This window comes from Neobacillus sp. S1227, assembly GCF_055385255.1.
Genome location: NZ_AP038276.1, coordinates 4855607 through 4877324, shown reverse-complemented (window position 1 = coordinate 4877324; position 21718 = coordinate 4855607). Strand labels below are relative to the sequence as shown.

The following is a 21718-nucleotide window of genomic DNA, read 5'->3' as shown; positions in this document are numbered from 1 at the left end:
ATACAATGATAGTATATTTTATTCTCAGTACTACATTAATAATTTCACTAATTACTGATATAAAGAGTAGAAGGATTTTAAACGTTGTTACATTTCCAACCATTTTTTTTGGCCTTATATATTCATCTATTACACATGGGTGGGACGGCTTTCTATTTAGTATTTATGGATTTCTAGTTGGAATTAGCGTTCTAATTGTCCCGTTTTTTTTAGGTGGTATGGGGGCTGGAGATGTGAAATTGATGGGGGCAATAGGTGCGTTAATGGGCACAAGTTTCGTTTTTTATTCATTTATCTACACTGCCTTATTTGGCGGTGTTATAGCAATTCTCTTAATTATTAAAGAAAAGGGTATTAAAAACACGATAAAATCATTCTTCTTCGGTGTAATTTTTTTCCGTAGTGGCCTCGTATCTTCGATTATTAAAAAAGACAGTGAAAGCAGTATTACATTTCCTTATGGAGTTCCAATTGTATTGGGTACACTATGCTCAGTTTTATGGGGTGGGTTTTAATGAAATCGAATAAAGGTCAATCACTTGTTGAGTTTGCACTAACTCTTCCTGTGCTTGTTTTCATATTGCTTGGGATCATTGATTTTGGAAGGTATTACTATGTTTATTTGACATTGGATAATGCCGGCAGAGAAACCGCAAGAGCAGCTAGTATTGGGGTTATAAGGACCGAGGGTGAAATAAGGCAGTACGCTGTAAATTCCTTTAATAAAAATATTGGTGATTTATTTAATCATTTAAAGGCCAGTGATGTAACTCCCCCAGATGATTTTAGTGGCTCTTTTTTCTCTGTTACAACTTCCGGTCATGACGTAGGTCTTAAAATTAGCTATGATGTAGCACTTTTAACACCTTTCTTAAGTGAGTTATTTGAAGGAAAGCCTCTAATCAATACCACTAAAATGAGAGTAGAGTAAAAAATAGGTATTAAATCTAAGGAGTTTTGTATTTAGGAGGATAATAATGAATACTCGAAAAATTTGGCTAATATCATTCATCTTCGGAATAGCAGTCGCAGGTGTTGTTTATATAACAGTATTCGCAAAAGGAAACGGTTCAACCCTGGCAAGTGCTCCCATCACCGAGAAACTGAAGGATGCCGCAGGTGAAAAGACTAAGGAAGAAATTGAAAAAGAGAAGCAGGCAGCAAAAGAAAAGGCACTGGCAAGGGACTTCGTTAACCCAATGGTCGATGTCAGCGAAGGGAAAAGAGCAATCTCAATAAGAGCTGAAAAGGAAGAAGGCGTTTCAGGTTATATTGCACCAAATTCAATGGTTGATGTTATTGCCTATGAATCTAGTAAAGACGATGCTACCGGAAAAGAGTACAGGTCAGCAGTGCTTGTACTTGAAAATGTAAAAGTTCTTACGTCCGGCAAGTCTGCTGATAGTAAGGAAGGTGCCCTAAACTATGAAACGGTCACTCTGGAAGTGAAACCAGAGGAAGGGGTCATTCTTAGTTTAGCTTCGAAGGATAAGGATAGTTTCTATTTAATGCTTCGCAATACAAAGGATTCAGAAACAGGAAAAGCGGGTATTAAGCAGACACGTGAAGTCATTAAAGAGGGGGATTCTGATAAGAAATGAACATAAATTGGGTTTATTTTTCAGACTCTTACACTTTTCCAGAAGGCGTCAGTACATTTTTAGAAAAACAGGAATACGATCTGATCTTTGTTAATCAGATAGAAAAACTTCGGCAAGCATTAGAAAGTCAAATAACGGTCTTATTTATTAATGTCCAATCTCAATTTGACGTCTATGAGCTATCACAAGAGATTTCAGTACTATACCCCCAGGTTTACATTATTTTAATGGTACCTGAGGAAATGGAAAACTTGAAAAAGGCAATGCAAGTGGGAGCATCAGATACCCTTCGAACAAACTACAGAATCGAGGATCTTGCTGAAACAGTAGCCCATGCCAAGAAATTTATGCAGCATCGGGCAAAAATGGAGCCTAGTGTTCCCAGTCTCAGAAAAGACATCGGTAGAGTCATTGCGGTAACAGGTCCTAAGGGAGGCATCGGCAGAACGGTTATTACCGTAAATTTAGCGGTTGCTTATGCCAGAATGGGAAAAAAGGTAGCCGTGATTGATGGCAACCTCCAATTTGGTGAAATCTCTATCTTCTATAATGTGAAGCCTAAGCGAACCATTTACGAATGGGTCAAGGAAGGATATGGGCAGGATCATTATTCCTTACGTCAATACATGACCGATGTGGATGGGGACATCTCTGTACTTGCCGCACCAACGCGCCCTGAATTTTTTGAAGGGATTACAGAATTACATATGAAAGCGGCAATTGAAGAGGCACGGGAACTATTTGATATTATCCTAATTGATTTGCCTGCCCATTTATCTGATATTCATTTGCGAAGCCTTAATATGGCAGACGAAATCCTGCTGCTGACAGGAAACGATTTATCGGTTTTAAGGTTAACGAAGCTTTATCTAGAAACCTTGGAAACGATTCAGCTCAAGGAAAAAGTAAAACTGGTTTTGAATCGTCATGTGAAGGGGCAGGGGCTTGATCTTAATCGGATCGAGGAAATTTTAGAAACCAAGGTTTATCATACACTTCCAGAGCAGGTTAATGTCGCTGCTTCATCCATTAAAGCGGGGCAGCCATTCATGTTATCGAATTCTCGCAGCCATCTCGGTAAGTCAGTTTGGCAAATGGCTGAAAACTCTAATTTTCAAAAATCAGTGGAAGTTAGCGGGAAAAAGAAAGAGAAAAAATGGTTCCAACTTGGAAAGTGAGGCGGTGATTTAAATGTCATTATTTAAAAGATATTTAGATGAGGTCCAAGGGAGTGCCCCGAAAAAGGATGTTCCCGTTTTAATGGAAGCAAAAAGGACGCAGGAATTTTGGGAAATTGAAACCAGCCTTCATAATTATCTACTGGAAGAATTGAAGAAATACCCAGGGCAAAATAAGGAAAAGGAAAAACGTAAAATCGTCGAGCTGGCAGATTCCTTTTTTGATCAGGAAGGCACTAGACTGACTTTTGAAGAAAAGCAGGAAATCATTGATTATGTAACAAATGAGCTGCTCGCTTATGGTCCCATTACTTCACTTTTGCAAAATCCGTTAATTTCGGAGGTAATGGTAAATCATTTTGATGAGGTTTATTACGAGCAGGAAGGGAAAATTTTTAAGAGCCATGTGCATTTTGTGGATAATCAGCATGTGATGCGGGTCATTGAAAGAATCGTCTCACCGATAGGACGCCGTATCGATGAAAGCTCCCCGATGGTGGATGCCCGCCTGCCGGATGGATCACGTGTCAACGCAATCATTCCTCCGCTAGCATTAAAAGGTCCAAGTTTAACGATTCGTAAATTCTCTGAAACTCCCTTTACGATTGAGGATTTAATCGGTTTTGGAACTCTTGATCAAACGATGGCAGAGTTTCTTGAAATCTGCGTAAAATCCCGACTTAATGTCTTTATCAGCGGAGGTACCGGTTCAGGGAAAACTTCGACATTAAATGTTTTATCCTCCTTCATTCCGAATAAAGAGCGGATTGTCACCATCGAAGATGCCGCTGAGTTGAAACTAAATCAGGAGCATATTGTGGGATTGGAATCAAGGCCGCCGAATATTGAAGGAAAAGGGGAAATCACCATCAGGGATCTGGTAAGAAACGCCCTAAGGATGCGGCCGGACCGAATAGTAGTCGGGGAGGTTCGCGGTGCTGAAGCGCTAGATATGCTTCAGGCGATGAACACGGGCCATGACGGGGGACTCAGTACGGGACACGGCAACTCACCGCGCGATATCCTATCCCGGATTGAGACGATGGTGTTAATGGCGGGTTATGAACTGCCGGTCAAGGCCATCCGGGAACAAATTGCGAATGCGATTGATTTAATTGTTCATCAAGCCAGAATGAAGGATGGAACAAGAAAAATCACTCATATTACTGAAGTTTTAAACTTGGAAGGCGACACCATTGTTCTTCAGGATCTTTTTGTGTTTAAGGAACAAGGCTATACCGAAGATGGCAAGATTATCGGCAACTTTGTCAGCACCGGCATCCGCCCGAGGTTTACCGAACAGCTTGAGATGAATGGCTACTCTTTACCAGCAACATGGTTTTATGGAGGTTGGTAGAAATGGATACAGTGCTCCAACTGATTCTCATCTGTATTGGCGTTACCATTGGATTTTATTTATTTTTGAGAAGTTTTTCTGCGAAAAAAAGGCTCGATAACCGGTTGAAAACCTTTTTGCATTCTTCACAAACAACGGAAGAGAGCGAAGAAGAGAAACAGCCTTCCATTCTGAAGAAATTTTTTACCTCCTTTGCTGCTATTTTTAAAAATATAAAGTTTAGTAGTGATACAGAAAAATTATTGAACGAGGCCGGAAGCAGCTTTAAACCGGAAGAGTTTTTGGCGCTTAGGTTTCTTACAGCGGCAGGACTCATCATCTTGACACTCCTGCTAGGGCTTCCTTGGTACCTGTGGATAGCTGCTATTGTTATTGGATTTATCGTTCCCAAATCCATCATGAAGCAAAAGAGAAAGAAGCGGTTAGCACAAATTAATTATCAGTTGATTGAGGTATTGGGGATGATGGCGAACTCCATGCGGGCAGGTTTTAGCTTCATGCAAGCTATGCAGCTAGTCGGCAAGGAAGTCCCAGATCCGCTTGGGCCGGAATTTGACCGGGCGTTTCGCCAGGCTGGTTTAGGCATGCCGATGGAGGATATATTTGAAGAAATGGTGGAGCGACTGCCTAATAATGAATTGGACGTCGTTGTCAGGGCCATCCTGGCTCAGCGGAAGAGCGGCGGAAATTTGGCCGAACTTCTGGAAACAATGGAAGAAACCATAAGGGGCAGAATTCGGGTATTAGAAGAGCTGCAAACGTTAACAGCACAGGGCAGGATGTCATCGTGGATTATTACTCTTCTCCCATTAGCACTTGCTGCCTATTTATCATTGGTAAACTGGGAATATTTTTCACCGATGCTGCAGCACCCACTAGGCTGGATGATGATATTTGTTGGGGCAGCTGGAAATATCATTGGCTGGGTTTTTATCAAGAAAATCATCCAAATTGAGGTGTAATGAAGATGGGGGATTTGTTGTTAATTTTTTTGATAACCGGATTTGTTACGACTTTGCTTGCAGCTATATTATTTACGATCTATAAACGCAAAATCGCCTTTGATGAGCGTGTATATACGTACTTTGGCAGCGCTGCAATAAAAAGTGATGAGCGAATCTCGGAAAAACAAGAGAAAGATGTTAAACATTTCTTTAATCAATATTGGGAAAAGGGAACCGATGTTTTGAACAAAAAGGTTTCGAAAGAGGAAAGAAGAAGGATTGATTCCTTACTGCGAGATGCGGGATATCCATTTAAGTCAGCTATCGATTTCAGGCTATTCCAGATTCTGCTTAGTGCTGTAATGGGAATTGCAGTTTTCATGCTTTTTATGCCGATTGCTGAGAATAAAACTTTAGTCTGGGTCATGGTGGTTGTCGTGGCATTATTGGGGTTCCGGCTGCCCATTTTTTATCTTGGAAAGAAGAAAACAGCAAGAATCAAAGCGATTAACAAAGCAATGCCGGATTTCTTTGATACTGTTAACTTACTGCTTGAAGCAGGGATGGGGCTTGATCTCGCTTTAAAAGAAGTTTCAAACAATATTAAAGGACCGCTGGCTGATGAATTCTTACTTACATTGGAAGATATGAAGTTAGGAAAATCAAGAAGGGAAGCATTTTACGAGCTAAGGAGACGAGTTCCATCACACTCCTTTCAAAGTTTAATTACTTCGCTTATTCAAGCCGACCAGCTTGGAATCGGTATGGCTAAGGTGTTAGGGAACTTAACCATAAGGGTTCGTGAGCAGCGAAGGGAGGCAGCTCGTGAGCAGGCAATGAAGGCCCCGGTGAAAATGCTGTTCCCGATGGTATTTTTCATTTTTCCTTCACTTTTTATAGTGATTTTAGGTCCTTTGGTTATTACATTGATTACTAAGGGATTTGGAGGTTAAGAGTACAATAGTATAGGATATTTTTGTATTGGATGGTGTTCACAAAAGGGAGAGGTACGATGGATGGAAAAAAACTTCAGAGGCTCCGGAAAGTAAAAGGGTACTCAATTACAAAGCTTGGTCAACTAACAGGTATTTCGAAGTCCTATTTAAGCTTAATCGAGCGTGATATTCACACGAATCCTAGTATAGAAATACTAGAAAAAATTTCAAAAGCTTTAGAGGTTGATGTTGAACACTTAGTGAAAAATAAAGAAGATAGTATCCTATCTAATAATAGAAAAAAATCAGCTAAGAGTGTGTTAAGGGTTGAAATCGAATTGTCTGAGGATCAATTAAGTCCTAAGAAATTAAAACAGATAAAAACGTTGATTGCCGCCATAAATGCTGAAGAGTAGTTAAATGAGCAATTGATGCAAAAGAGAAAGAATAGAGAGAAATGCAAAACTGCTAAGAATAGCTGCTGCCCATTTTAGCGGTTTTATACGCAGCCATGAAAATAGGAATGAGACACATAAGCTGAACCATATGACAATCATCAAAATGATGAAGCCATCAAGCAGATAGTAAGAAAGTCTTCCCCAATAGACCAACCCTCCAAGGCCAGCACTTAGAAACAGGGGAATAAGGACATCCTTACGTTGATTGATGACAGGCAGACTTGCTGAATCAAGCACATTTGTAGAAAGTAATGGATAAAGAAAATACGGAAGTACCAGCCCAAAACAGATTCCAGTTACCAGCCGCCGTGCATTCGAACTTTCAAACAAGTGCGCATATGAGCCTGCACCGTCAATTATTAAAGGAAGCATAAGTAATAGAAGAAAAAAGCTTATTCTTATTGTCGGAATGGTGATGCTGGTTTTTCGTTTAACTACATGTAAGTAGATGAGCGATGAAAAGATTCCAATGTAAATCCCCGTGTCCCGGGCACATACTGACAGGGCCTTCCCGGATGCATGAAGTGAGCGTTCCTCGATTTGGTGGCAAATTGCCCCGCCGAAAAAGTGTAGAATCTCTTGCAGCACATACATCACTCCTTCGTCAAAAGAACCCAACCTTCTGGAGTTGGGTTCTTTTTTTAAATAAAACATCCTATCCTAATTCCTATTCTAATACCCAGTCATAAACGTTGGAGTCAGCGATAGCGCCGACACGGCAAACCAACAGATGCAGCTTAACACAATGGAAACGATTCCAACAGTTAAACAAGTTTTCCCAATAGCCTTTTTCTCCATGTCTTGGTCATTCAACCAGATGATTCCTAATATAATTCCAATAATGGGTATGAAAAACGATAAAATGTAAAGCAATGCCTTTAATCCACCCGACACGAGATCACCTCCATATGTCGAAAACTTGCGGATTCCTCCTAGGATGGGAAAATCTCCACACATTGATATGTATGAAATGGGGAGATGGAATTTGCCTGTACTATTTGGAAATTTCTGAGTAAATTTCCACCCGTTTGAAGTGTTTTTGGGTTACAATGAGAATGGAAGATTTTTGTAGATACTTGTCTAAAAAGCTATTAATCTGCCAATCGTTTAAAAGGATTGTAATATTTTTAATAGATTTGTAACAATTAATAGAAGAAATCGTCTATAATGGTGGATGAAAAATAAATACCTTCAAAGAGGGATGAACGATGGGGAAACTGAAGAGGAGAAGACAGGTGAGGGGGGCAGTATTTCTTCTTACCATGATTGGGTTGCTGGCTGTTGGAATATTTGCCGTAAACTATTTTCAGACAAACGCGTCAGGGAAATCTGCTAATCAGGAAAACAATGAGTCTATAAAAAAGGCAAACGCTGCGATGAAGGGAAAAGGGGCCCTTGATCACCAGCAGGAAAATGAATTGACAAAAAAACGCACGGAACAAGCCATGGCGTCGAGAAATGAACAAGAAAGAAAGAAGGACCAGGAAAATCCACCATCTGATCCGGCTTCCGCCCAATCGCCGGCCAACACACCCGCTTCTGAAACTACAAAAGGATCCAACACGAATCAGCCACAACAAACAGGGGGACAACCGCCTGCACAGCCAACTGGTAAAAAAACTATATATTTAACATTTGACGATGGGCCGTCCGCCATTTCAGGCGACATTATTGCACTCTTAGAACAGCACCGCTACAAAGCAACCTTTTTTATGATTGATGGGAACATCCGCAAATATCAGGATGCGGCTAAATTAATGGTACAGACCGGGGAAGCGGTGGGGCTGCATAGCGTCTCGCACCGGAAAGATGTATTCTATGCTTCATCCAATTCCGTATTGGGGGAACTAACTCAGAATCGAAATACATTAAGGGAAATTACAGGAGTAGATTCTTTTCTGGCAAGAACACCATATGGGAGCTCGCCTTATATGACTCCTGAATATAAACAAGCGGTGAAAGATAACGGCTATTTCATGTGGGATTGGAATATTGACAGCAAAGACTGGTATTATAAAGATGCACGCTACGTCGACAACGTCATCGCGCAAATAAATGCGAAGGCTGGCCACAATGGACCGCTAGTAATTCTTCTTCATGAGAAAAAGGAAACGCTCGCCCATTTACCACAGTTGCTCGATTATTTAACCCAGCAGGGGTTTGAAAGTAAGGCGATTGACAGTACCATACCACCGGTTCAATTTTAAATTTGATAAATATTGTAGGTTCACATTTAATCCATCTTTATATTCGGAAAAATAGGAACAAATTTGATATAATATATTTGTAAATTTCACAATTATAGTGAACGTTATAGTAAACAAAATGGGGTTTGATAATTACAGATGATGAATAAACTTTACCAAACCAGAAGCTTCAAAAGAATCTTAATCTTTATTGTGATTGCATTGGCTTTATACGCGATGAAATCCATTATTAATTTTATATTGCTGACTTTCATTTTTACGTTTTTAATGGATCGGCTGGTTCAATTCATTGAGGACAAAATTCCGCTAAATAGAAAGCTGCTGGTAGTTATCTCATATGCCACCATTGTCGGTTTGCTTACCTATTGTTTGGTCATGTACCTGCCGATGATTGCGGGGGAAATCACCGCCCTAATTAGGCAGTTGACGGCCTTTTATACCTCACAGCATGATAATGTTGTTTTGAATTATATTGTCAGCCAAATGAATGAGGTGAAGATTTCCAGTTACCTGGAACAGGGGGTTACGTACCTTTTCAAGTATTTTACGGATATCAGTAAAATAAGTCTGCAAGTTTTGCTTGCGCTTCTATTAAGCTTATTTTTCCTTTTAGAAAAACCAAGGCTGATTGAATTCACCGGGAAATTTAAGACGAGTAAGGTTGCATCCATTTATGTCGAAATAGAATTCTTTGCGCAGAAGTTTGTCAGAACGTTTGGTAAAGTAATCGAAGCGCAATTAATTATTGCAGTTGTAAACTGTATTTTAACAACCATCTCTCTTTGGCTGCTGGACTTCCCGCAGCTAGGCGGCCTGTCAATTATGATTTTCCTGCTTGGCTTGATTCCTGTGGCAGGGGTAATTATTTCTTTGATTCCGCTGACTATCATCGCCTACAGTATCGGCGGCCTGATGAAGGTCCTTTATGTCGGGATTGCGATCGCCATCATCCATGGCATCGAGGCCTATATTTTGAACCCGAATTTAATGAGCTCAAAAACGAATTTGCCTGTTTTTTATACCTTCATTGTATTAATTTTTTCCGAGCACTTCTTCGGGGTATGGGGGTTAATTATCGGGATTCCGGTATTTGTCTTCCTTCTTGATGTTTTGGAAGTTACCGAAACTAAGAAACCTTAACTTGCAATAAGCCCTTTAAACCCAGGGGCTTTTTTGTTTGGTCCAAAAGATGGTATTCTAATATTAATTAGTTATGGGAGGGAAGCTTATGAGTGAATGCAAATTGGATCATTCGCATGATGATGTGAAAAAGAAATATGAATCACAAGCGGCATTCTTACCGGAAGAAATGAAGCCATTGTTCGAGCAGTTTTTTGAAAAAGAGCACACCCAGGACATTTTGAATGAAGTGTTTCATTTATTGAAAAAATATGATCTAGTATCGGAAGAAGAAAAAAGTGAACGAACAAACCGTTTAAACATGGTGCTGAGAAACTTATAAATAAATTTCGGCCTCCCTTGAATTTGTCTTGGGAGGCGTTTTCTCTGTTTAAGGTGGACTGTTCAAGGACACTTTATAAACAAGTGAACAGTTTATTACGGAGGTTCATTAATGAGGTACTCCTTTGTTCGTTTTTTACTAGTTGGGGTTATAAATACGATAGTAGGTTTGACCACCATGTATGTGCTGCTTAACGGGTTACATATGTCTTACTGGTGGTCCACACTGTTGGGGAATATCGTTGGGGCTGGGGTTAGTTTTATATTGAACCGAAATTTTACTTTTAAAAATGAGGTTGCGATTGGCGGCAGCCTTGTCCGGTTTTCCCTCGTGATTGGTGTTTGTTATTTTGTTTCATACTCCTTAGGGTTGAAACTGGCTAATGGGTTTTTTGAAAAATTGCCCGGGTTTCCGATGGGGGTTGCTAAGGAGTTCTCGGTTTTATTAGGGACTGGCATTTATACTATTATGAATTATTTAGGTCAGAAGCATTTTGTTTTTAAAGGTACAGAAAAAAGCAAGACGGACCCCGATGTTATTACATAAGGGGTCCTTTTAAATTAGCAAATACACGTTTTCCTCTTAACGCCAATTTTATCTCGTTCTTCAATTTTCTTAATATAATCAGTAGCCAGCGGCACCTTACAAGCTGTCTTGCCGACATCAACATAAACCTTACCAATTTTCTCGGCCACACGTTTAGCCTCTTCATTCAGTTCAGTCACATAGGCTCCGACACTAATAACAAACCCATTCATCACATAGCGAACGCGGTTTTTCTCCTTATGGATTGTCGACTCAACCTGTTGCAGCAGGCTCCTTATCTCCCCGAGATCCAGCAATTCGTCAGGAGTTATGGAGAGATAGTTCGAATAGGTACTCCACCCAGCAACAGCAATCATTTCCTCATCTGACTTCATCCAATCTCGGGCAAGTTCAAGTGCAAACGGACTTTCTGCTGCGACACCGGCGACCGTGTATTCGGCCAGCATGTACCAATCGGCTTTCTCTACCCAGAGCTGAAGTGTTTCTTTCGACATTAATTTTGGATTAACTGATAAACCAGCCAGGTACATGGCATCACTATTCCCGGTTTCGTATAAAGCGAGCGCCAATTCTGGATCCTTTTTTACATGTTTGACGAGCTTTTTTAAATCGCCGACTTTTACTCCAAATAAAGGCCCGCGCGCACCATGATTGATAAACGTCTTCTTCGTTTGTTCCGAACCGAGCACTTTGAGAGTCTGCATAATTTCTTCTAATTTCATTTTCTGCCTCCAGCCTTTTCTTCTATTTTACCATCATTATGGAAATTTTTCTGTTATCGCATTCATTCATCCTTTTTAGAAAATATTAAGATTAGCCAATTTTAAGAGAAAAGGGGATTCGGATGGGAGAACTATTTCAATTATTAAAGCGTGGAAGTAAATCGGCGATGCTTGCAGCAATTGTTAATACAGTCATTGCTATTATCAAAGGCGTGGCCTATATGTTTACTGGAAATGTAGCGATGTTCGCCGAAACCATGCATAGTTTAGGGGACGCGGCAAACCAGTTTTTTGTGTTTATCGGTTCGGCTTTAAGTAAAAAAGCCCCGACGGAAAAATTTCCAAACGGATTCGGACGGCTTGTCAATCTAGTTTTACTTGGCGCGGTGTTGATTGTCGGGATTATGGCATTTGAAACTATTAAAGAAGGCTACCACCACATAGTTCATCCAACAGCGTCAGGCGGTTTTATCATCAATATCATTGTTTTGGGTGTGGCGACCATCCTTGAGACATTTGTTCTTTACAAAGCGATGAATGAGGTCCTCCATGAAATTGGACTGGAAGCAAGCGGTCCGGGTGTATTTGCTAAGAGCTTTGCCAATCTGGGCAGAGCCAAGCCTGCGACGAAGCTTGTATTTATGGAGGACCTTGTTGCAACCTTGGGTGGTTTGCTGGCCATTATCGCAGTAGTTATTGCCCATTTTTCCAACCTCCATTGGCTCGAAGGATTAGCTTCTATTTTGATTGGAGCCATGATGTTTTTTGTGGTCGGCAGGGTCTTTTTGGACAATGCAGCAGGGGTAATTGGCCAAGCTGACGAAGAAATGGAGAACAAAATTGGCTCGCTTGTTATTTCAGATCCAGATGTCAAGGATATTCAGGGAATTACGGTTATTAAGGAAGGAGAAGACCTTCATGTTGAATTGGAAATTGAAGTCGATCCCCAGCTTACAGTTGCGGAGGCGGATGATATTAGAGACCGCTTAGCGGAAAAAATACTGGCTGAAAACGGAGTAGTCGACGTCAAGATTGAAATAGATGAAGAAGACGAGATTATGCACTGGGAAAACAAACCCCGGCCTACTGTATAGCAGGTTTATTTTCTAACACTTTGTTCTTTATAATGAAATTGTTTTTTTATGATGCATTTTATAATTGCCCTAACCATCCCCATGTTTCACTTTGTATAAAATGGATGGATTACAGGAATTCTATTCCTAGAGTACTTTTAGGGAGGCTTACGTATGTCTGAGCGCAGCATTAGGTTGACAAGTTCGGAAATTGCCGCATTATGGGCTACGTACATACAGGAAAACATGACTGTCTGTTTGCTCACCTATTTCCTGCATCACAATAAGGATGTAGAAATTAAGCCGATCCTTGAGCTGGCATTGCAGAATTCGGAAACAAACCTTCAACAGATTACTGACATTTTTGTAAAAGAAGGTATTCCGATACCTGATGGTTTTTCAGAAAAAGATTTGAATTTGGCGGCCCCTCCTTTATTTTATGATATGTTCGGACTCAGCTTCGTTTATTCCTTAACCCGACTACTAATGGTTAATGGGAGCTTCATGACGGCTAATGTTGCAAGGAAGGATGTTTTGGATTTTTTTATCACGATGAACTACGAATCAACTGAACTTTATAGGCAAGCAACTCAGTTAATGCTGTCAAAAGGGATTTACGACCGTCCGCCATACGTTCCTTATCCTGATAAGGTGGAATATGAAGACAAACTTTCCTATATAAGTGGTTTCGGCAAAAAAAGGCCACTGAATGTAGCTGAAATAATGGAGATTTTCTTTAATATCGAGAGAAATTATTTTTCAGTATTGCTATGTATGGGCCTTCTTCAAGTGATTAAGGATAAAGAAATTCATAGCTTTATTAAAGAAGGAAAAAAAATCTCCGAACAGCAAATCAGAACGTTTAATGATATTTTAATGAAAGAAGAGCTATATGGCCTTATTACAACCAATATTGAGGTGACGGATTCAACCGTCTCACCTTTTTCTGACCGATTGGTTGTCACCCTTTTCCATGCCTTAAACGGAATAGATATCGCTCTCCTTGGTCACGCGGTATCGTTATCGATGAGATCCGATTTAGTGGCCCACTATCAAAAATATATCGCTGAAATTCTTATTTACTCTGCTAAGGGAGTGGACCTTTTAATGGACCGTGGCTGGTTCCAAAAACCACCTCATGCTCCTAGCAGAAGAGACCTTCAGAAAATAGACTAGGTTCCAGCTGTGTGCAGTGAACTTAGTCTATTTTTTTAACCTTACTTAGAGTCTATGTTATTCCCACGGTTTCTGCGTTGTAAAGTATCCCGCCAGTTCTTTACTGTGTCTTCGGTGTTCTTTCCGTTTTTCGGCCCTTTCTTTCCCTGTTTCGAATAACTTTTTTTCTTCCTCTGTCTCAGGGATGATTTTAGGGACTTTAGTTGGCTTGCCATCGTCATCCAATGCCACAAATGTTAAAAAGGCAGTGGCAGCAATTTTTCGATCGCCGGAAATCAGGTTTTCGGCAATAATTTTCACAAAAACCTCCATTGAGGATGTACCAGTCCAAGTGACAAATGATTCGAAGCAGACCGAATCCTGCGGTGTAATTGGATGAAGGAAGTCGACGGAATCGGTTGAGGCAGTCACACATTCGCTGCGTGAATGCCTTGTTGCCGAAATCGATGCGAGCATATCAACATCGCTCATCAGTTTCCCGCCAAACAAGGTATTATGGTTGTTGGCATCGTTCGGGAACACCCGGCTGGTTCTGACTACTCGAGACTCATTGCATGTTTTAGCTTCCATATAATAAAAACCTCCATTTGCTTAATTATTTCTATTTTGCCCTAATTCCGTTCAATTTTTAGTGAAAAATCAGCGATTGTGGTACATTACAATATAATAGCACTTTCTAGGAGGTTTTTAATAAATGAGCATGCAGGCACAGATTATGAAGGAGTTAAACGTCTCCTCCAGCATACAGCCGAAAGAAGAAGTCCGGAAGAGAATCGATTTCTTAAAAATGTATTTAACCAAAACGAAGGCAAAAGGCTATGTGCTTGGAATCAGCGGAGGACAGGATTCCACGTTGGCAGGACGCCTGACCCAGCTTGCAGTCGAAGAGCTGCGAAATGAAGGGACGGATGCCTTATTTATTGCAGTCCGGCTGCCATATGGAGCTCAACACGATGAGGAAGACGCAAAGCGGGCGCTTGACTTTATCCAGGCCGACCGGGAAATGGTGTTTAATATTAAAGGAGCAGTTGATGAAGTTCAGAAGGAATACGACACAGCTGCACCAACACAGCCGTTGAGCGACTATCAGAAAGGAAATGTTAAGGCGAGAATGAGAATGATTGCTCAATATGCCATTGGCGGGATGGAAGGGCTGCTTGTAATTGGGACGGACCACGCAGCTGAGGCGGTCACCGGTTTTTATACAAAATACGGTGACGGAGGGGCTGATGTTCTGCCGCTAACCGGTTTATCCAAAAGGCAGGGCAGGGCACTTCTGAAGGAACTAGGCGCAGATGAACGCCTTTATTTGAAAATCCCGACTGCTGACCTGTTAGACCAAAAGCCTGGTCAGGCAGATGAAACAGAACTGGGCATTACCTACGACGAACTTGACGATTACCTCGAAGGCAAGCAGGTTTCCCGGGAGGTTGCGGAAAAAATCGAACAGCGCTATATCTTGACAGAACATAAACGGAGACTTCCCGCCAGCATGTTTGACGAATGGTGGAAGTAATTAGCTGTAAAGAGACTGCCTTAAAGCAATAGGCAGTCTCTATGCATAAGCGTTTATCCTACTTTTTGAAGCCTTAAATGATCAGCAATTAGTGCAATAAATTCACTGTTAGTAGGCTTTCCTTTTAAAGGGCTTACAGTGTTGCCAAAGACCAGATTTAAATGCTCGATACTGCCCCGGTTCCAGCCTACTTCAATCGAATGCCGGATAGCTCTTTCAACCCGGCTTGGGGTAGTATTGTACAATTTGGCGATGGCCGGATAAATCAATTTTGTAATCCCGCCTAATAATTCTACATTCCGGAACACCATTTGGATAGCTTCCCGTAAGAAAATATACCCTTTTAGGTTTGCTGGAATTCCCATCGAGCGGAGCACATCGGTGATTCTTATTTCTAAGCTCTCGCCGTTCATATTCTCATTTGACGGCTTAGATCCTCTCGAGGTTTTTATAGAATAACTTTCGTTTGAACAAATTGTTCTAATTGTATCGGATAACTGAGATAGCTCAAACGGTTTCAAAAGAAAATAGGAGACTCCTAACTCATTTGCCTTTTTTATGATGTCCTCTTTTCCAAAGGCTGTCAGCATTAAGACTTTGGTCGAAATATGATCGGCATAAAGCTTCTCGAGTAAAGAAAATCCGTCGGTATGAGGCATGATTAAATCCAGAATGACTACATCAGGATGTTCCCGTTTGATTAATTCCATTCCCTCCATACCGTTATGGGCGATTCCGACCACCTTCATATCGCCGAGTTTTGACAGGTATTCATTTAGTATTTCCGTTAATTGAAAATTATCATCTATAATTCCAATTTTTATCATGTTTAACCAATTCCTTCCTCAAAAGATCCTACTACTAAGTATTTTTCGATAATTTTCGTTAAGAAACAAGTAATATTTTCCAACAAAATACTTAGTAGCTATATAAAATCTCTGTGGTATTTGTTCAATCTTGTCGAACATTTGGCTTTGTTGTAAAAATAAAAAGGCTATTGACCTAGATTGTACTTTTCAATTTCGGTATTAATGTCTAATTCAAAGATAGTATAGATAGACGGACCCTTTACTACCTAAGTCCTATATTGAAAGCGATTGCTAAGTATTTATAAAAATGCAAAATTACAGATGCTGTGAGGGGTATTTCCCGTTATATTAAAATTACCTTCCTCCAAACTGAACGCTATATTTTAAGAAATTTTAACCTATCAGAACCACTCTGATAGGTTTTTAATTTTTATAAAAGGGCAAAATAAACCCATCACTTTAAGGGGTAAGCATAACTGAGACTTAGGAGGTAATCATCATGAAAAAACTATCCATCATTGGTGCCTTGCTGTTGAGCTTCGTGCTTGTATTGGGAGCCTGCAACAAGGATGACAAAGCAGACAATAATAAAAAGACTGACAATAAAACGGCTGAGAAAACGGACAATGACTTATTAGCCAAGGTTAAGGATGACGGGAAAATTTTAATCGGAACAGAAGGTACATACCCTCCGTTTACCTTCCATGATACAAACGGGAAATTAACCGGATTTGATGTAGAACTCTCCGAAGAGGTGGCCAAGCGGATCGGAGTGAAGGCTGAGTTCAAAGAAACTCAGTGGGATGCCATGTTTGCCGGCCTTGATGCAAAGCGATTTGACATGATTGCCAATGAGGTCGGAATTCGTCCTGACCGTCAGGAAAAATACAACTTCTCAGACCCATATATCACTTCTGCGGCTGTTTTAGTTACCAACAAGAGCAATACAAAGGTCAAATCATTTGAAGATATCAAAGGATTAAATTCCGCGCAATCATTGACAAGCAACTACGCAGATATGGCGAAAAAGTACGGAGCAAATCTTGTGGGTGTTGATGGATTCCAGCAGGCAGTGGAGCTGCTTGCGCAAAATCGCGTCGATGTGACGATTAATGACAAAATTGCTTATTTGGATTATACAAAGCAAAAGCCAGATGCACCGATTAAAATTGTGGCTACCGGTGAAGATGCATCATCAAGCGGATTTATGTTTAGAAAGAAAAGCGATACCCTTGTTGATGCCGTGAATAAGGCCTTAAAAGACATGGTCGATGACGGCACCTACAAAAAAATCTCCGAGAAATGGTTTGGTGTAGATGTTCTTAAATAGTGTTTTTGCTGACCCGGAACGAACAGCCAGGTTAATGGATATCGCCAAAACCTCCCTCCAGCCGATGCTGGAGGGTGCAATTATGAACACTATTCCTTTAACCATTATTTCGTTTATTGTCGGGATCATTTTAGCTGTATTGACAGCCCTAGCCCGAATTTCGCAGGGAAAAGTATGGCGGGGGATTGCAAGAGTTTATGTTTCCGCCATCCGCGGGACTCCCCTGTTGGTGCAATTATTTATCATCTTTTATGGGTTGCCGAATGTCGGGATTACGCTTGATCCGTTTATATCTGCTGTCATCGGCTTTTCGTTGAGCGTTGGGGCATATGCATCAGAAATTATCCGCGCGGCGATTCTGTCAATCCCCAAAGGCCAGTGGGAGGCTGGCTATTCCATTGGAATGACTTACGCGCAAGCTTTAAAAAGAATCATTTTGCCACAGGCTGCGAGAGTATCAGTTCCGCCATTATCGAATTCATTTATTAGTCTTGTAAAAGATACTTCACTCGCATCCCTGGTGCTAGTAACAGAAATGTTCCGCCGTGCCCAGGAAATCGCCTCCCGGAACTATGAATTTCTGTTGGTCTATACCGAGGCAGCACTCATTTATTGGGTTATTTGCTTTTTCTTGTCTGTGCTCCAGCAATATATGGAAAAGAGGATGGATCGGTATGTGTGATGAAATATTTTTTTCGCAGCATAAATACAATTTTTCGCACAGAATCAATAACAAAAGGACTGAAATAACTAAATATAATTGCATAAAAATGATTTCGTATTGGATTTTTTGCAATCGATAAGATTCTATTAGCGAATTTCACGGGTCTATTGGCGAATTTGGCCATTCTATCAGCGAATCGACTTTTAATGACCCTTTTTAGAAAAAACCCGAATGAAAAAGGGAGTATTACAATGATTTCCATTAAAGGATTACACAAGCAGTTCGATCAATTAGAGGTATTAAAGGGAATAGATCTTGACGTGGGGAAAGGAAAGGTTGTGGTTGTGATCGGTCCGTCCGGATCGGGGAAAACGACGATGCTCCGCTGCTTGAACATACTTGAGATTCCCACAAAAGGTGTCATTTCCATTGAAGGCCACAGTCTTGATTTTTCAAAAAACGTTTCGAAAAAAAGCATTGCCTCGTTCCGCCGTCTGACAGGAATGGTGTTTCAAAACTATAATCTCTTCCCGCATAAAACGGCTCTTGAAAATGTCATGGAGGGACCGGTTGTGGTAAAGGGGATGGATAAATCGAAAGCGCGTGAGAAGGCGGCTGCCCTTCTTCAAAAAGTAGGCCTCGGCGATAAAATGGACTACTATCCTTCGCAGCTATCGGGCGGCCAGCAGCAGCGGGTCGGAATTGCCCGTGCCTTGGCAATGGAGCCTGAGGTAATGCTATTTGATGAACCGACATCGGCGCTCGACCCTGAGTTAGTCGGCGAGGTGTTGAGGGTCATGAAAGACCTTGCCCAAGAGGGGATGACCATGATTGTCGTTACTCACGAAATGCGATTTGCCCGTGACGCAGCAGACGAAGTCATCTTCATGGACGGCGGCGTCGTTGTCGAGCGTAACAAGCCGGAAGAAATCTTCACCAACCCTAAAGAGGAACGAACTAGGAAGTTTTTGAATATGATTCAATAAGTGCTTCAGCTGAGGGCTGGGGCATTTTTTTGTTGTGCAGTCGGATTGCCTGTTCTAACTGTCGTAAATCCGGTTAACTTCGGATAAATCGGTCTTACCTTTGTCGTGTAATCCGCTTTTACTGCCGCTTAACATCTTTGTGAAAACTTCATAAAAAATCCCCAAAAAGTGAAACTTTTCCCTTTTTTATCCGTATTATTGACTATACATATGACAGAGGGAAGGGATGGATGCCCTATGTACAAATGAAAACAACTTTCCTTTGTACTTACAACTCACTATGAAGGAAAAGGATGATGCATATGGAACTTTTCGGCTTGCCAATAGCCACGATTTATTTGTACGGTCTCATCATTTCTGGAGTATTAACTGTTTTCTATGTGTTGTTTGCTGATGTGTTTCATTTTGACACAGGAGACGGCGGCTTGCACTTTCTCAATCCGGTCCTTGTCTTTGCCTTTGTCACGGTCCTATCGGCAAGCGGTTACCTATTTGAAAGGCTGACTGACCTTCATTACTTACTGATACTGGGAATATCAGTTGTTTTCGCATTTATAGTTGTTACTTTATTAAATGTTTTTATTCTTGTACCGTTATCCTCCGCTGAGGAATCACTCGTCTATAAAGAATCTGATCTGAGAGGACGGATTGGCACCGTCATCACGCCAATTCCTGCCGACGGCTTCGGAGAGGTCATCATTGAGAATGCAAGCGGCCGGATTGCCAAGCCTGCCACAAGCTTTGAAGGGGAGTCCATACCAAACGGTGTGAAAGTGCTTATTGTTCAGGTGAAGAATGGGGTCCTTGAAGTAACCATTCACCAGGAACTTGAAAGCTTCTTATAAAAATAGAGAGAAAGAGGAGGTTCACAATATGGAACTTGGATTTGTATGGGTAATTATTGGGATTGTTGCACTTATCTTAATCGCATTAATCGGAGTATTTATTACCAAGTACCGGACGGCCGGGCCGGATGAGGCACTGATTGTAACCGGTAGTTTCCTTGGAAACAAAAATGTCCACGTCGACGAATCGGGTAACAAAATTAAAATCATTCGCGGCGGCGGTACGTTTATTTTACCAGTTTTTCAACAAGCAGAACCATTAAGCTTGTTATCTAGCAAACTAGAAGTGACCACCCCGGAGGTTTATACAGAGCAGGGCGTACCGGTTATGGCTGATGGGGTATCCATTATCAAAATCGGTGGTTCCATTACGGAAATTGCCACAGCAGCTGAACAGTTCCTCGGCAAGCCGAAGGAAGAAAGGGAAAATGAGGCGAAAGAGGTTCTTGAGGGGCATCTGCGCTCCATTCTTGGCTCGATGACAGTTGAAGAAATCTATAAGAACCGTGACAAATTCTCGCAGGAAGTGCAGCGTGTGGCTTCGCAGGACCTTGCGAAAATGGGTCTAATCATTGTTTCCTTTACGATTAAAGATGTTCGTGACAAAAACGGCTATCTTGATGCCCTTGGTAAGCCGCGGATTGCGCAGGTGAAGCGCGATGCTGATATCGCCACTGCCGAAGCTGATAAAGAAACACGCATTAAAAAAGCTGAAGCCGATAAGGAAGCGAAAAGATCTGAACTTGAGCGCGCAACAGAGATTGCCGAGGCGGAAAAGATCAATCAATTAAAAATCGCGGAATTCCGCCGCGAGCAGGATATTGCCAAAGCCCGCGCTGATATGGCTTATGATCTTGAAAGTGCTAAAGCTAAGCAGGATGTAACCGAGCAGGAAATGCAGGTTAAAATCATCGAAAGACAGAAGCAAATTGAGCTGGAGGAAAAGGAAATTCTCCGCCGCGAGCGCCAATACGATTCTGAAGTGAAAAAGAAAGCAGATGCTGACCGCTATTCGATTGAACAGTCTGCTGCTGCAGAAAAAGCAAGGCAGATGGCTGATGCGGAAGCTAACAAATACCGGATTGAGGCGATGGCACAGGCCGAGGCTGAGCGCGTGCGCTTGGACGGTATTGCCAAAGCGGAATCGCAAAAGGCCCAAGGTTTATCTGAAGCCGAAATCATCCGTATGAAAGGTCTTGCCGAAGCTGAAGCAAAACAAAAAATTGCCGAAGCGTTTGAGCAATTCGGCCAGGCTGCCATTCTCGATATGATTATCAAAATGCTTCCGGAATACGCGAAGCAGGTGGCAAGCCCACTTTCCAATATTGAGAAAATTACGGTCGTGGATACAGGCGGCGGTTCTGGTCCAAATGGCGGTGCCAATAAAATTACCGGCTATGCCACCAACCTGATGGCTAGCCTTCAGGAGTCACTAAAGGCATCAAGCGGCTTAGACCTCAAAGAGCTGATTGAGAACTATTCTGGCAAATCGAACGTGAAAAGAAGCATTGAGGAATTAACAGACGAAATCAAAAAGAAAGATTAATAGAAAGGGGCTGACCTGCTTAAATGCGGTCGCCCCTTTTCCATGCGCACAGTATGGAAGAAGACCAAGAGTCACAGCAGGATCCTACCTGAAAACCACTGCTGACTCACCTTACCTCCCTGGTTTTTCAATTAGGTTGTCATCGCACCAATCATTCCAGCATCATTTTGATATTTGCAGCCTTTCCCAAATAAAAATGGGTGCCCCGTCGTCGGGACACCCTTTTATATTTAAGAGAGGTGTTTTGAGATGAGTAAGAGCCATAAGACCTGCTGTGACTCCGAAAAGGGGATTGCTTCGACAACTTGGGGGGGCCGTCGAGAATACCTTCTTCTTAGATGTTCTTATTTTAGCGGGAAAGAT

25 protein-coding genes are annotated in these 21718 nt (G+C 41.5%); 20 read left to right on the top strand and 5 right to left on the bottom strand.

Annotation, left to right across the window (positions count from 1 at the left end; genetic code table 11):
- Positions 1–5: 5 nt before the first annotated feature.
- Genes ACZ5AE_RS24580 through ACZ5AE_RS24545 form a run of 8 tightly spaced genes read left to right on the top strand, consistent with a single transcriptional unit; the run spans position 6 to position 6431 of the window.
- On the top strand, positions 6–515 hold the full coding sequence (locus ACZ5AE_RS24580; protein ID WP_464567117.1) for an A24 family peptidase: 510 nt from the start codon (positions 6–8) through the stop codon (positions 513–515).
- Positions 515–931, top strand: coding sequence for a TadE family protein (locus tag ACZ5AE_RS24575; protein ID WP_464567116.1), 417 nt, complete (start codon positions 515–517; stop codon positions 929–931). The genes ACZ5AE_RS24580 and ACZ5AE_RS24575 overlap by 1 nt, the downstream gene beginning before the upstream one ends.
- 46 nt (positions 932–977) lie before the next feature.
- Complete coding sequence (cpaB, locus tag ACZ5AE_RS24570; protein ID WP_464567115.1) at positions 978–1601, top strand: Flp pilus assembly protein CpaB; 624 nt, start codon at positions 978–980, stop codon at positions 1599–1601.
- Positions 1598–2779: an AAA family ATPase gene (locus ACZ5AE_RS24565; protein ID WP_464567114.1), complete on the top strand. Its 1182-nt coding sequence runs from the start codon at positions 1598–1600 to the stop codon at positions 2777–2779. Before cpaB ends, ACZ5AE_RS24565 begins: the two co-directional genes overlap by 4 nt.
- Positions 2780–2792: 13 nt before the next feature.
- Positions 2793–4136 (top strand): CpaF family protein, encoded by a 1344-nt coding sequence (locus ACZ5AE_RS24560; RefSeq protein WP_464567113.1) that lies wholly within the window; start codon positions 2793–2795, stop codon positions 4134–4136.
- A gap of 2 nt (positions 4137–4138) precedes the next feature.
- Positions 4139–5098, top strand: coding sequence for a type II secretion system F family protein (locus ACZ5AE_RS24555; RefSeq protein WP_464567112.1), 960 nt, complete (start codon positions 4139–4141; stop codon positions 5096–5098).
- Positions 5099–5103: 5 nt separating this feature from the next.
- On the top strand, positions 5104–6033 hold the full coding sequence (locus ACZ5AE_RS24550) for a type II secretion system F family protein (protein ID WP_464567111.1): 930 nt from the start codon (positions 5104–5106) through the stop codon (positions 6031–6033).
- A gap of 59 nt (positions 6034–6092) precedes the next feature.
- A complete protein-coding gene (locus ACZ5AE_RS24545) occupies positions 6093–6431 on the top strand; it encodes a helix-turn-helix domain-containing protein (protein WP_464567110.1) in 339 nt (112 codons plus the stop codon).
- Here the strand turns inward: ACZ5AE_RS24545 and ACZ5AE_RS24540 are convergent, their stop codons facing one another.
- Both ACZ5AE_RS24540 and ACZ5AE_RS24535 read right to left on the bottom strand, forming a co-directional pair.
- On the bottom strand, positions 6432–7061 hold the full coding sequence (locus ACZ5AE_RS24540; protein WP_464567109.1) for a DUF2085 domain-containing protein: 630 nt from the start codon (positions 7059–7061) through the stop codon (positions 6432–6434).
- A gap of 84 nt (positions 7062–7145) precedes the next feature.
- Positions 7146–7367 (bottom strand): hypothetical protein, encoded by a 222-nt coding sequence (locus ACZ5AE_RS24535; protein ID WP_464567108.1) that lies wholly within the window; start codon positions 7365–7367, stop codon positions 7146–7148.
- A gap of 314 nt (positions 7368–7681) precedes the next feature.
- Here ACZ5AE_RS24535 and ACZ5AE_RS24530 point away from each other — a divergent pair, with 314 nt between their 5' ends.
- The 4 genes from ACZ5AE_RS24530 to ACZ5AE_RS24515 all read left to right on the top strand — a co-directional run bounded on the left by ACZ5AE_RS24530 (position 7682) and on the right by ACZ5AE_RS24515 (position 10688).
- Positions 7682–8680 (top strand): polysaccharide deacetylase family protein, encoded by a 999-nt coding sequence (locus ACZ5AE_RS24530; protein ID WP_464567107.1) that lies wholly within the window; start codon positions 7682–7684, stop codon positions 8678–8680.
- Positions 8681–8818: 138 nt separating this feature from the next.
- Positions 8819–9820, top strand: coding sequence for an AI-2E family transporter (locus ACZ5AE_RS24525; RefSeq protein WP_464567106.1), 1002 nt, complete (start codon positions 8819–8821; stop codon positions 9818–9820).
- Between the two features lie 88 nt (positions 9821–9908).
- On the top strand, positions 9909–10142 hold the full coding sequence (locus tag ACZ5AE_RS24520; RefSeq protein ID WP_464567105.1) for a hypothetical protein: 234 nt from the start codon (positions 9909–9911) through the stop codon (positions 10140–10142).
- 111 nt (positions 10143–10253) lie between these two features.
- Complete coding sequence (locus ACZ5AE_RS24515) at positions 10254–10688, top strand: GtrA family protein (RefSeq protein ID WP_464567104.1); 435 nt, start codon at positions 10254–10256, stop codon at positions 10686–10688.
- 14 nt (positions 10689–10702) lie between these two features.
- On the opposite strand, the gene ACZ5AE_RS24510 is transcribed toward ACZ5AE_RS24515, so the two are convergent.
- Complete coding sequence (locus ACZ5AE_RS24510; protein WP_464567103.1) at positions 10703–11410, bottom strand: DNA alkylation repair protein; 708 nt, start codon at positions 11408–11410, stop codon at positions 10703–10705.
- 122 nt (positions 11411–11532) lie between these two features.
- Here ACZ5AE_RS24510 and ACZ5AE_RS24505 point away from each other — a divergent pair, with 122 nt between their 5' ends.
- Together ACZ5AE_RS24505 and ACZ5AE_RS24500 are read left to right on the top strand one after the other, a co-directional pair.
- Positions 11533–12504, top strand: coding sequence for a cation diffusion facilitator family transporter (locus tag ACZ5AE_RS24505; RefSeq protein WP_464567102.1), 972 nt, complete (start codon positions 11533–11535; stop codon positions 12502–12504).
- 153 nt (positions 12505–12657) lie between these two features.
- Positions 12658–13659 carry a DUF3231 family protein gene (locus ACZ5AE_RS24500; RefSeq protein WP_464567101.1) on the top strand — a complete coding sequence of 334 codons (1002 nt, stop codon included), beginning with the start codon at positions 12658–12660 and terminating at the stop codon, positions 13657–13659.
- Between the two features lie 57 nt (positions 13660–13716).
- Here ACZ5AE_RS24500 and ACZ5AE_RS24495 read toward each other — a convergent pair whose 3' ends face one another.
- Positions 13717–14229 carry an acyl-CoA thioesterase gene (locus ACZ5AE_RS24495; protein WP_464567100.1) on the bottom strand — a complete coding sequence of 171 codons (513 nt, stop codon included), beginning with the start codon at positions 14227–14229 and terminating at the stop codon, positions 13717–13719.
- A 124-nt stretch (positions 14230–14353) separates the two neighbouring features.
- Between ACZ5AE_RS24495 and nadE the strand changes: the two genes are divergently transcribed.
- Positions 14354–15175: an ammonia-dependent NAD(+) synthetase gene (gene nadE, locus ACZ5AE_RS24490; protein ID WP_464567099.1), complete on the top strand. Its 822-nt coding sequence runs from the start codon at positions 14354–14356 to the stop codon at positions 15173–15175.
- Positions 15176–15228: 53 nt separating this feature from the next.
- Here the strand turns inward: nadE and spo0A are convergent, their stop codons facing one another.
- Positions 15229–16002 carry a sporulation transcription factor Spo0A gene (spo0A, locus tag ACZ5AE_RS24485; protein ID WP_464567098.1) on the bottom strand — a complete coding sequence of 258 codons (774 nt, stop codon included), beginning with the start codon at positions 16000–16002 and terminating at the stop codon, positions 15229–15231.
- Positions 16003–16483: 481 nt separating this feature from the next.
- Between spo0A and ACZ5AE_RS24480 the strand changes: the two genes are divergently transcribed.
- From ACZ5AE_RS24480 to ACZ5AE_RS24460, 5 genes are all read left to right on the top strand, one after another.
- The gene (locus ACZ5AE_RS24480; RefSeq protein WP_464567097.1) at positions 16484–17314 is read left to right on the top strand and encodes an amino acid ABC transporter substrate-binding protein; all 831 of its coding nucleotides are present in this window, start codon (positions 16484–16486) and stop codon (positions 17312–17314) included.
- On the top strand, positions 17301–17996 hold the full coding sequence (locus ACZ5AE_RS24475) for an amino acid ABC transporter permease (protein ID WP_464567096.1): 696 nt from the start codon (positions 17301–17303) through the stop codon (positions 17994–17996). Before ACZ5AE_RS24480 ends, ACZ5AE_RS24475 begins: the two co-directional genes overlap by 14 nt.
- A gap of 233 nt (positions 17997–18229) precedes the next feature.
- The gene (locus ACZ5AE_RS24470) at positions 18230–18964 is read left to right on the top strand and encodes an amino acid ABC transporter ATP-binding protein (RefSeq protein ID WP_464567095.1); all 735 of its coding nucleotides are present in this window, start codon (positions 18230–18232) and stop codon (positions 18962–18964) included.
- A 302-nt stretch (positions 18965–19266) separates the two neighbouring features.
- Positions 19267–19809, top strand: coding sequence for an NfeD family protein (locus ACZ5AE_RS24465; RefSeq protein WP_464573731.1), 543 nt, complete (start codon positions 19267–19269; stop codon positions 19807–19809).
- Positions 19810–19837: 28 nt separating this feature from the next.
- Positions 19838–21355 carry a flotillin family protein gene (locus ACZ5AE_RS24460; RefSeq protein WP_464567094.1) on the top strand — a complete coding sequence of 506 codons (1518 nt, stop codon included), beginning with the start codon at positions 19838–19840 and terminating at the stop codon, positions 21353–21355.
- The last annotated feature ends 363 nt before the right edge of the window (positions 21356–21718 follow it).

Bases quoted from the DNA above. Each gene is read 5' to 3' on its own strand.
- ACZ5AE_RS24580 (WP_464567117.1), top strand. From the start codon at position 6: ATGATAGTATATTTTATTCTCAGTACTACATTAATAATTTCACTAATT.
- ACZ5AE_RS24575 (WP_464567116.1), top strand. From the start codon at position 515: ATGAAATCGAATAAAGGTCAATCACTTGTTGAGTTTGCACTAACTCTT.
- cpaB (WP_464567115.1), top strand. From the start codon at position 978: ATGAATACTCGAAAAATTTGGCTAATATCATTCATCTTCGGAATAGCA.
- ACZ5AE_RS24565 (WP_464567114.1), top strand. From the start codon at position 1,598: ATGAACATAAATTGGGTTTATTTTTCAGACTCTTACACTTTTCCAGAA.
- ACZ5AE_RS24560 (WP_464567113.1), top strand. From the start codon at position 2,793: ATGTCATTATTTAAAAGATATTTAGATGAGGTCCAAGGGAGTGCCCCG.
- ACZ5AE_RS24555 (WP_464567112.1), top strand. From the start codon at position 4,139: ATGGATACAGTGCTCCAACTGATTCTCATCTGTATTGGCGTTACCATT.
- ACZ5AE_RS24550 (WP_464567111.1), top strand. From the start codon at position 5,104: ATGGGGGATTTGTTGTTAATTTTTTTGATAACCGGATTTGTTACGACT.
- ACZ5AE_RS24545 (WP_464567110.1), top strand. From the start codon at position 6,093: ATGGATGGAAAAAAACTTCAGAGGCTCCGGAAAGTAAAAGGGTACTCA.
- ACZ5AE_RS24530 (WP_464567107.1), top strand. From the start codon at position 7,682: ATGGGGAAACTGAAGAGGAGAAGACAGGTGAGGGGGGCAGTATTTCTT.
- ACZ5AE_RS24525 (WP_464567106.1), top strand. From the start codon at position 8,819: ATGATGAATAAACTTTACCAAACCAGAAGCTTCAAAAGAATCTTAATC.
- ACZ5AE_RS24520 (WP_464567105.1), top strand. From the start codon at position 9,909: ATGAGTGAATGCAAATTGGATCATTCGCATGATGATGTGAAAAAGAAA.
- ACZ5AE_RS24515 (WP_464567104.1), top strand. From the start codon at position 10,254: ATGAGGTACTCCTTTGTTCGTTTTTTACTAGTTGGGGTTATAAATACG.
- ACZ5AE_RS24510 (WP_464567103.1), bottom strand. From the start codon at position 11,410: ATGAAATTAGAAGAAATTATGCAGACTCTCAAAGTGCTCGGTTCGGAA.
- ACZ5AE_RS24505 (WP_464567102.1), top strand. From the start codon at position 11,533: ATGGGAGAACTATTTCAATTATTAAAGCGTGGAAGTAAATCGGCGATG.
- ACZ5AE_RS24500 (WP_464567101.1), top strand. From the start codon at position 12,658: ATGTCTGAGCGCAGCATTAGGTTGACAAGTTCGGAAATTGCCGCATTA.
- ACZ5AE_RS24495 (WP_464567100.1), bottom strand. From the start codon at position 14,229: ATGGAAGCTAAAACATGCAATGAGTCTCGAGTAGTCAGAACCAGCCGG.
- nadE (WP_464567099.1), top strand. From the start codon at position 14,354: ATGAGCATGCAGGCACAGATTATGAAGGAGTTAAACGTCTCCTCCAGC.
- spo0A (WP_464567098.1), bottom strand. From the start codon at position 16,002: ATGATAAAAATTGGAATTATAGATGATAATTTTCAATTAACGGAAATA.
- ACZ5AE_RS24480 (WP_464567097.1), top strand. From the start codon at position 16,484: ATGAAAAAACTATCCATCATTGGTGCCTTGCTGTTGAGCTTCGTGCTT.
- ACZ5AE_RS24475 (WP_464567096.1), top strand. From the start codon at position 17,301: ATGTTCTTAAATAGTGTTTTTGCTGACCCGGAACGAACAGCCAGGTTA.
- ACZ5AE_RS24470 (WP_464567095.1), top strand. From the start codon at position 18,230: ATGATTTCCATTAAAGGATTACACAAGCAGTTCGATCAATTAGAGGTA.
- ACZ5AE_RS24465 (WP_464573731.1), top strand. From the start codon at position 19,267: ATGGAACTTTTCGGCTTGCCAATAGCCACGATTTATTTGTACGGTCTC.
- ACZ5AE_RS24460 (WP_464567094.1), top strand. From the start codon at position 19,838: ATGGAACTTGGATTTGTATGGGTAATTATTGGGATTGTTGCACTTATC.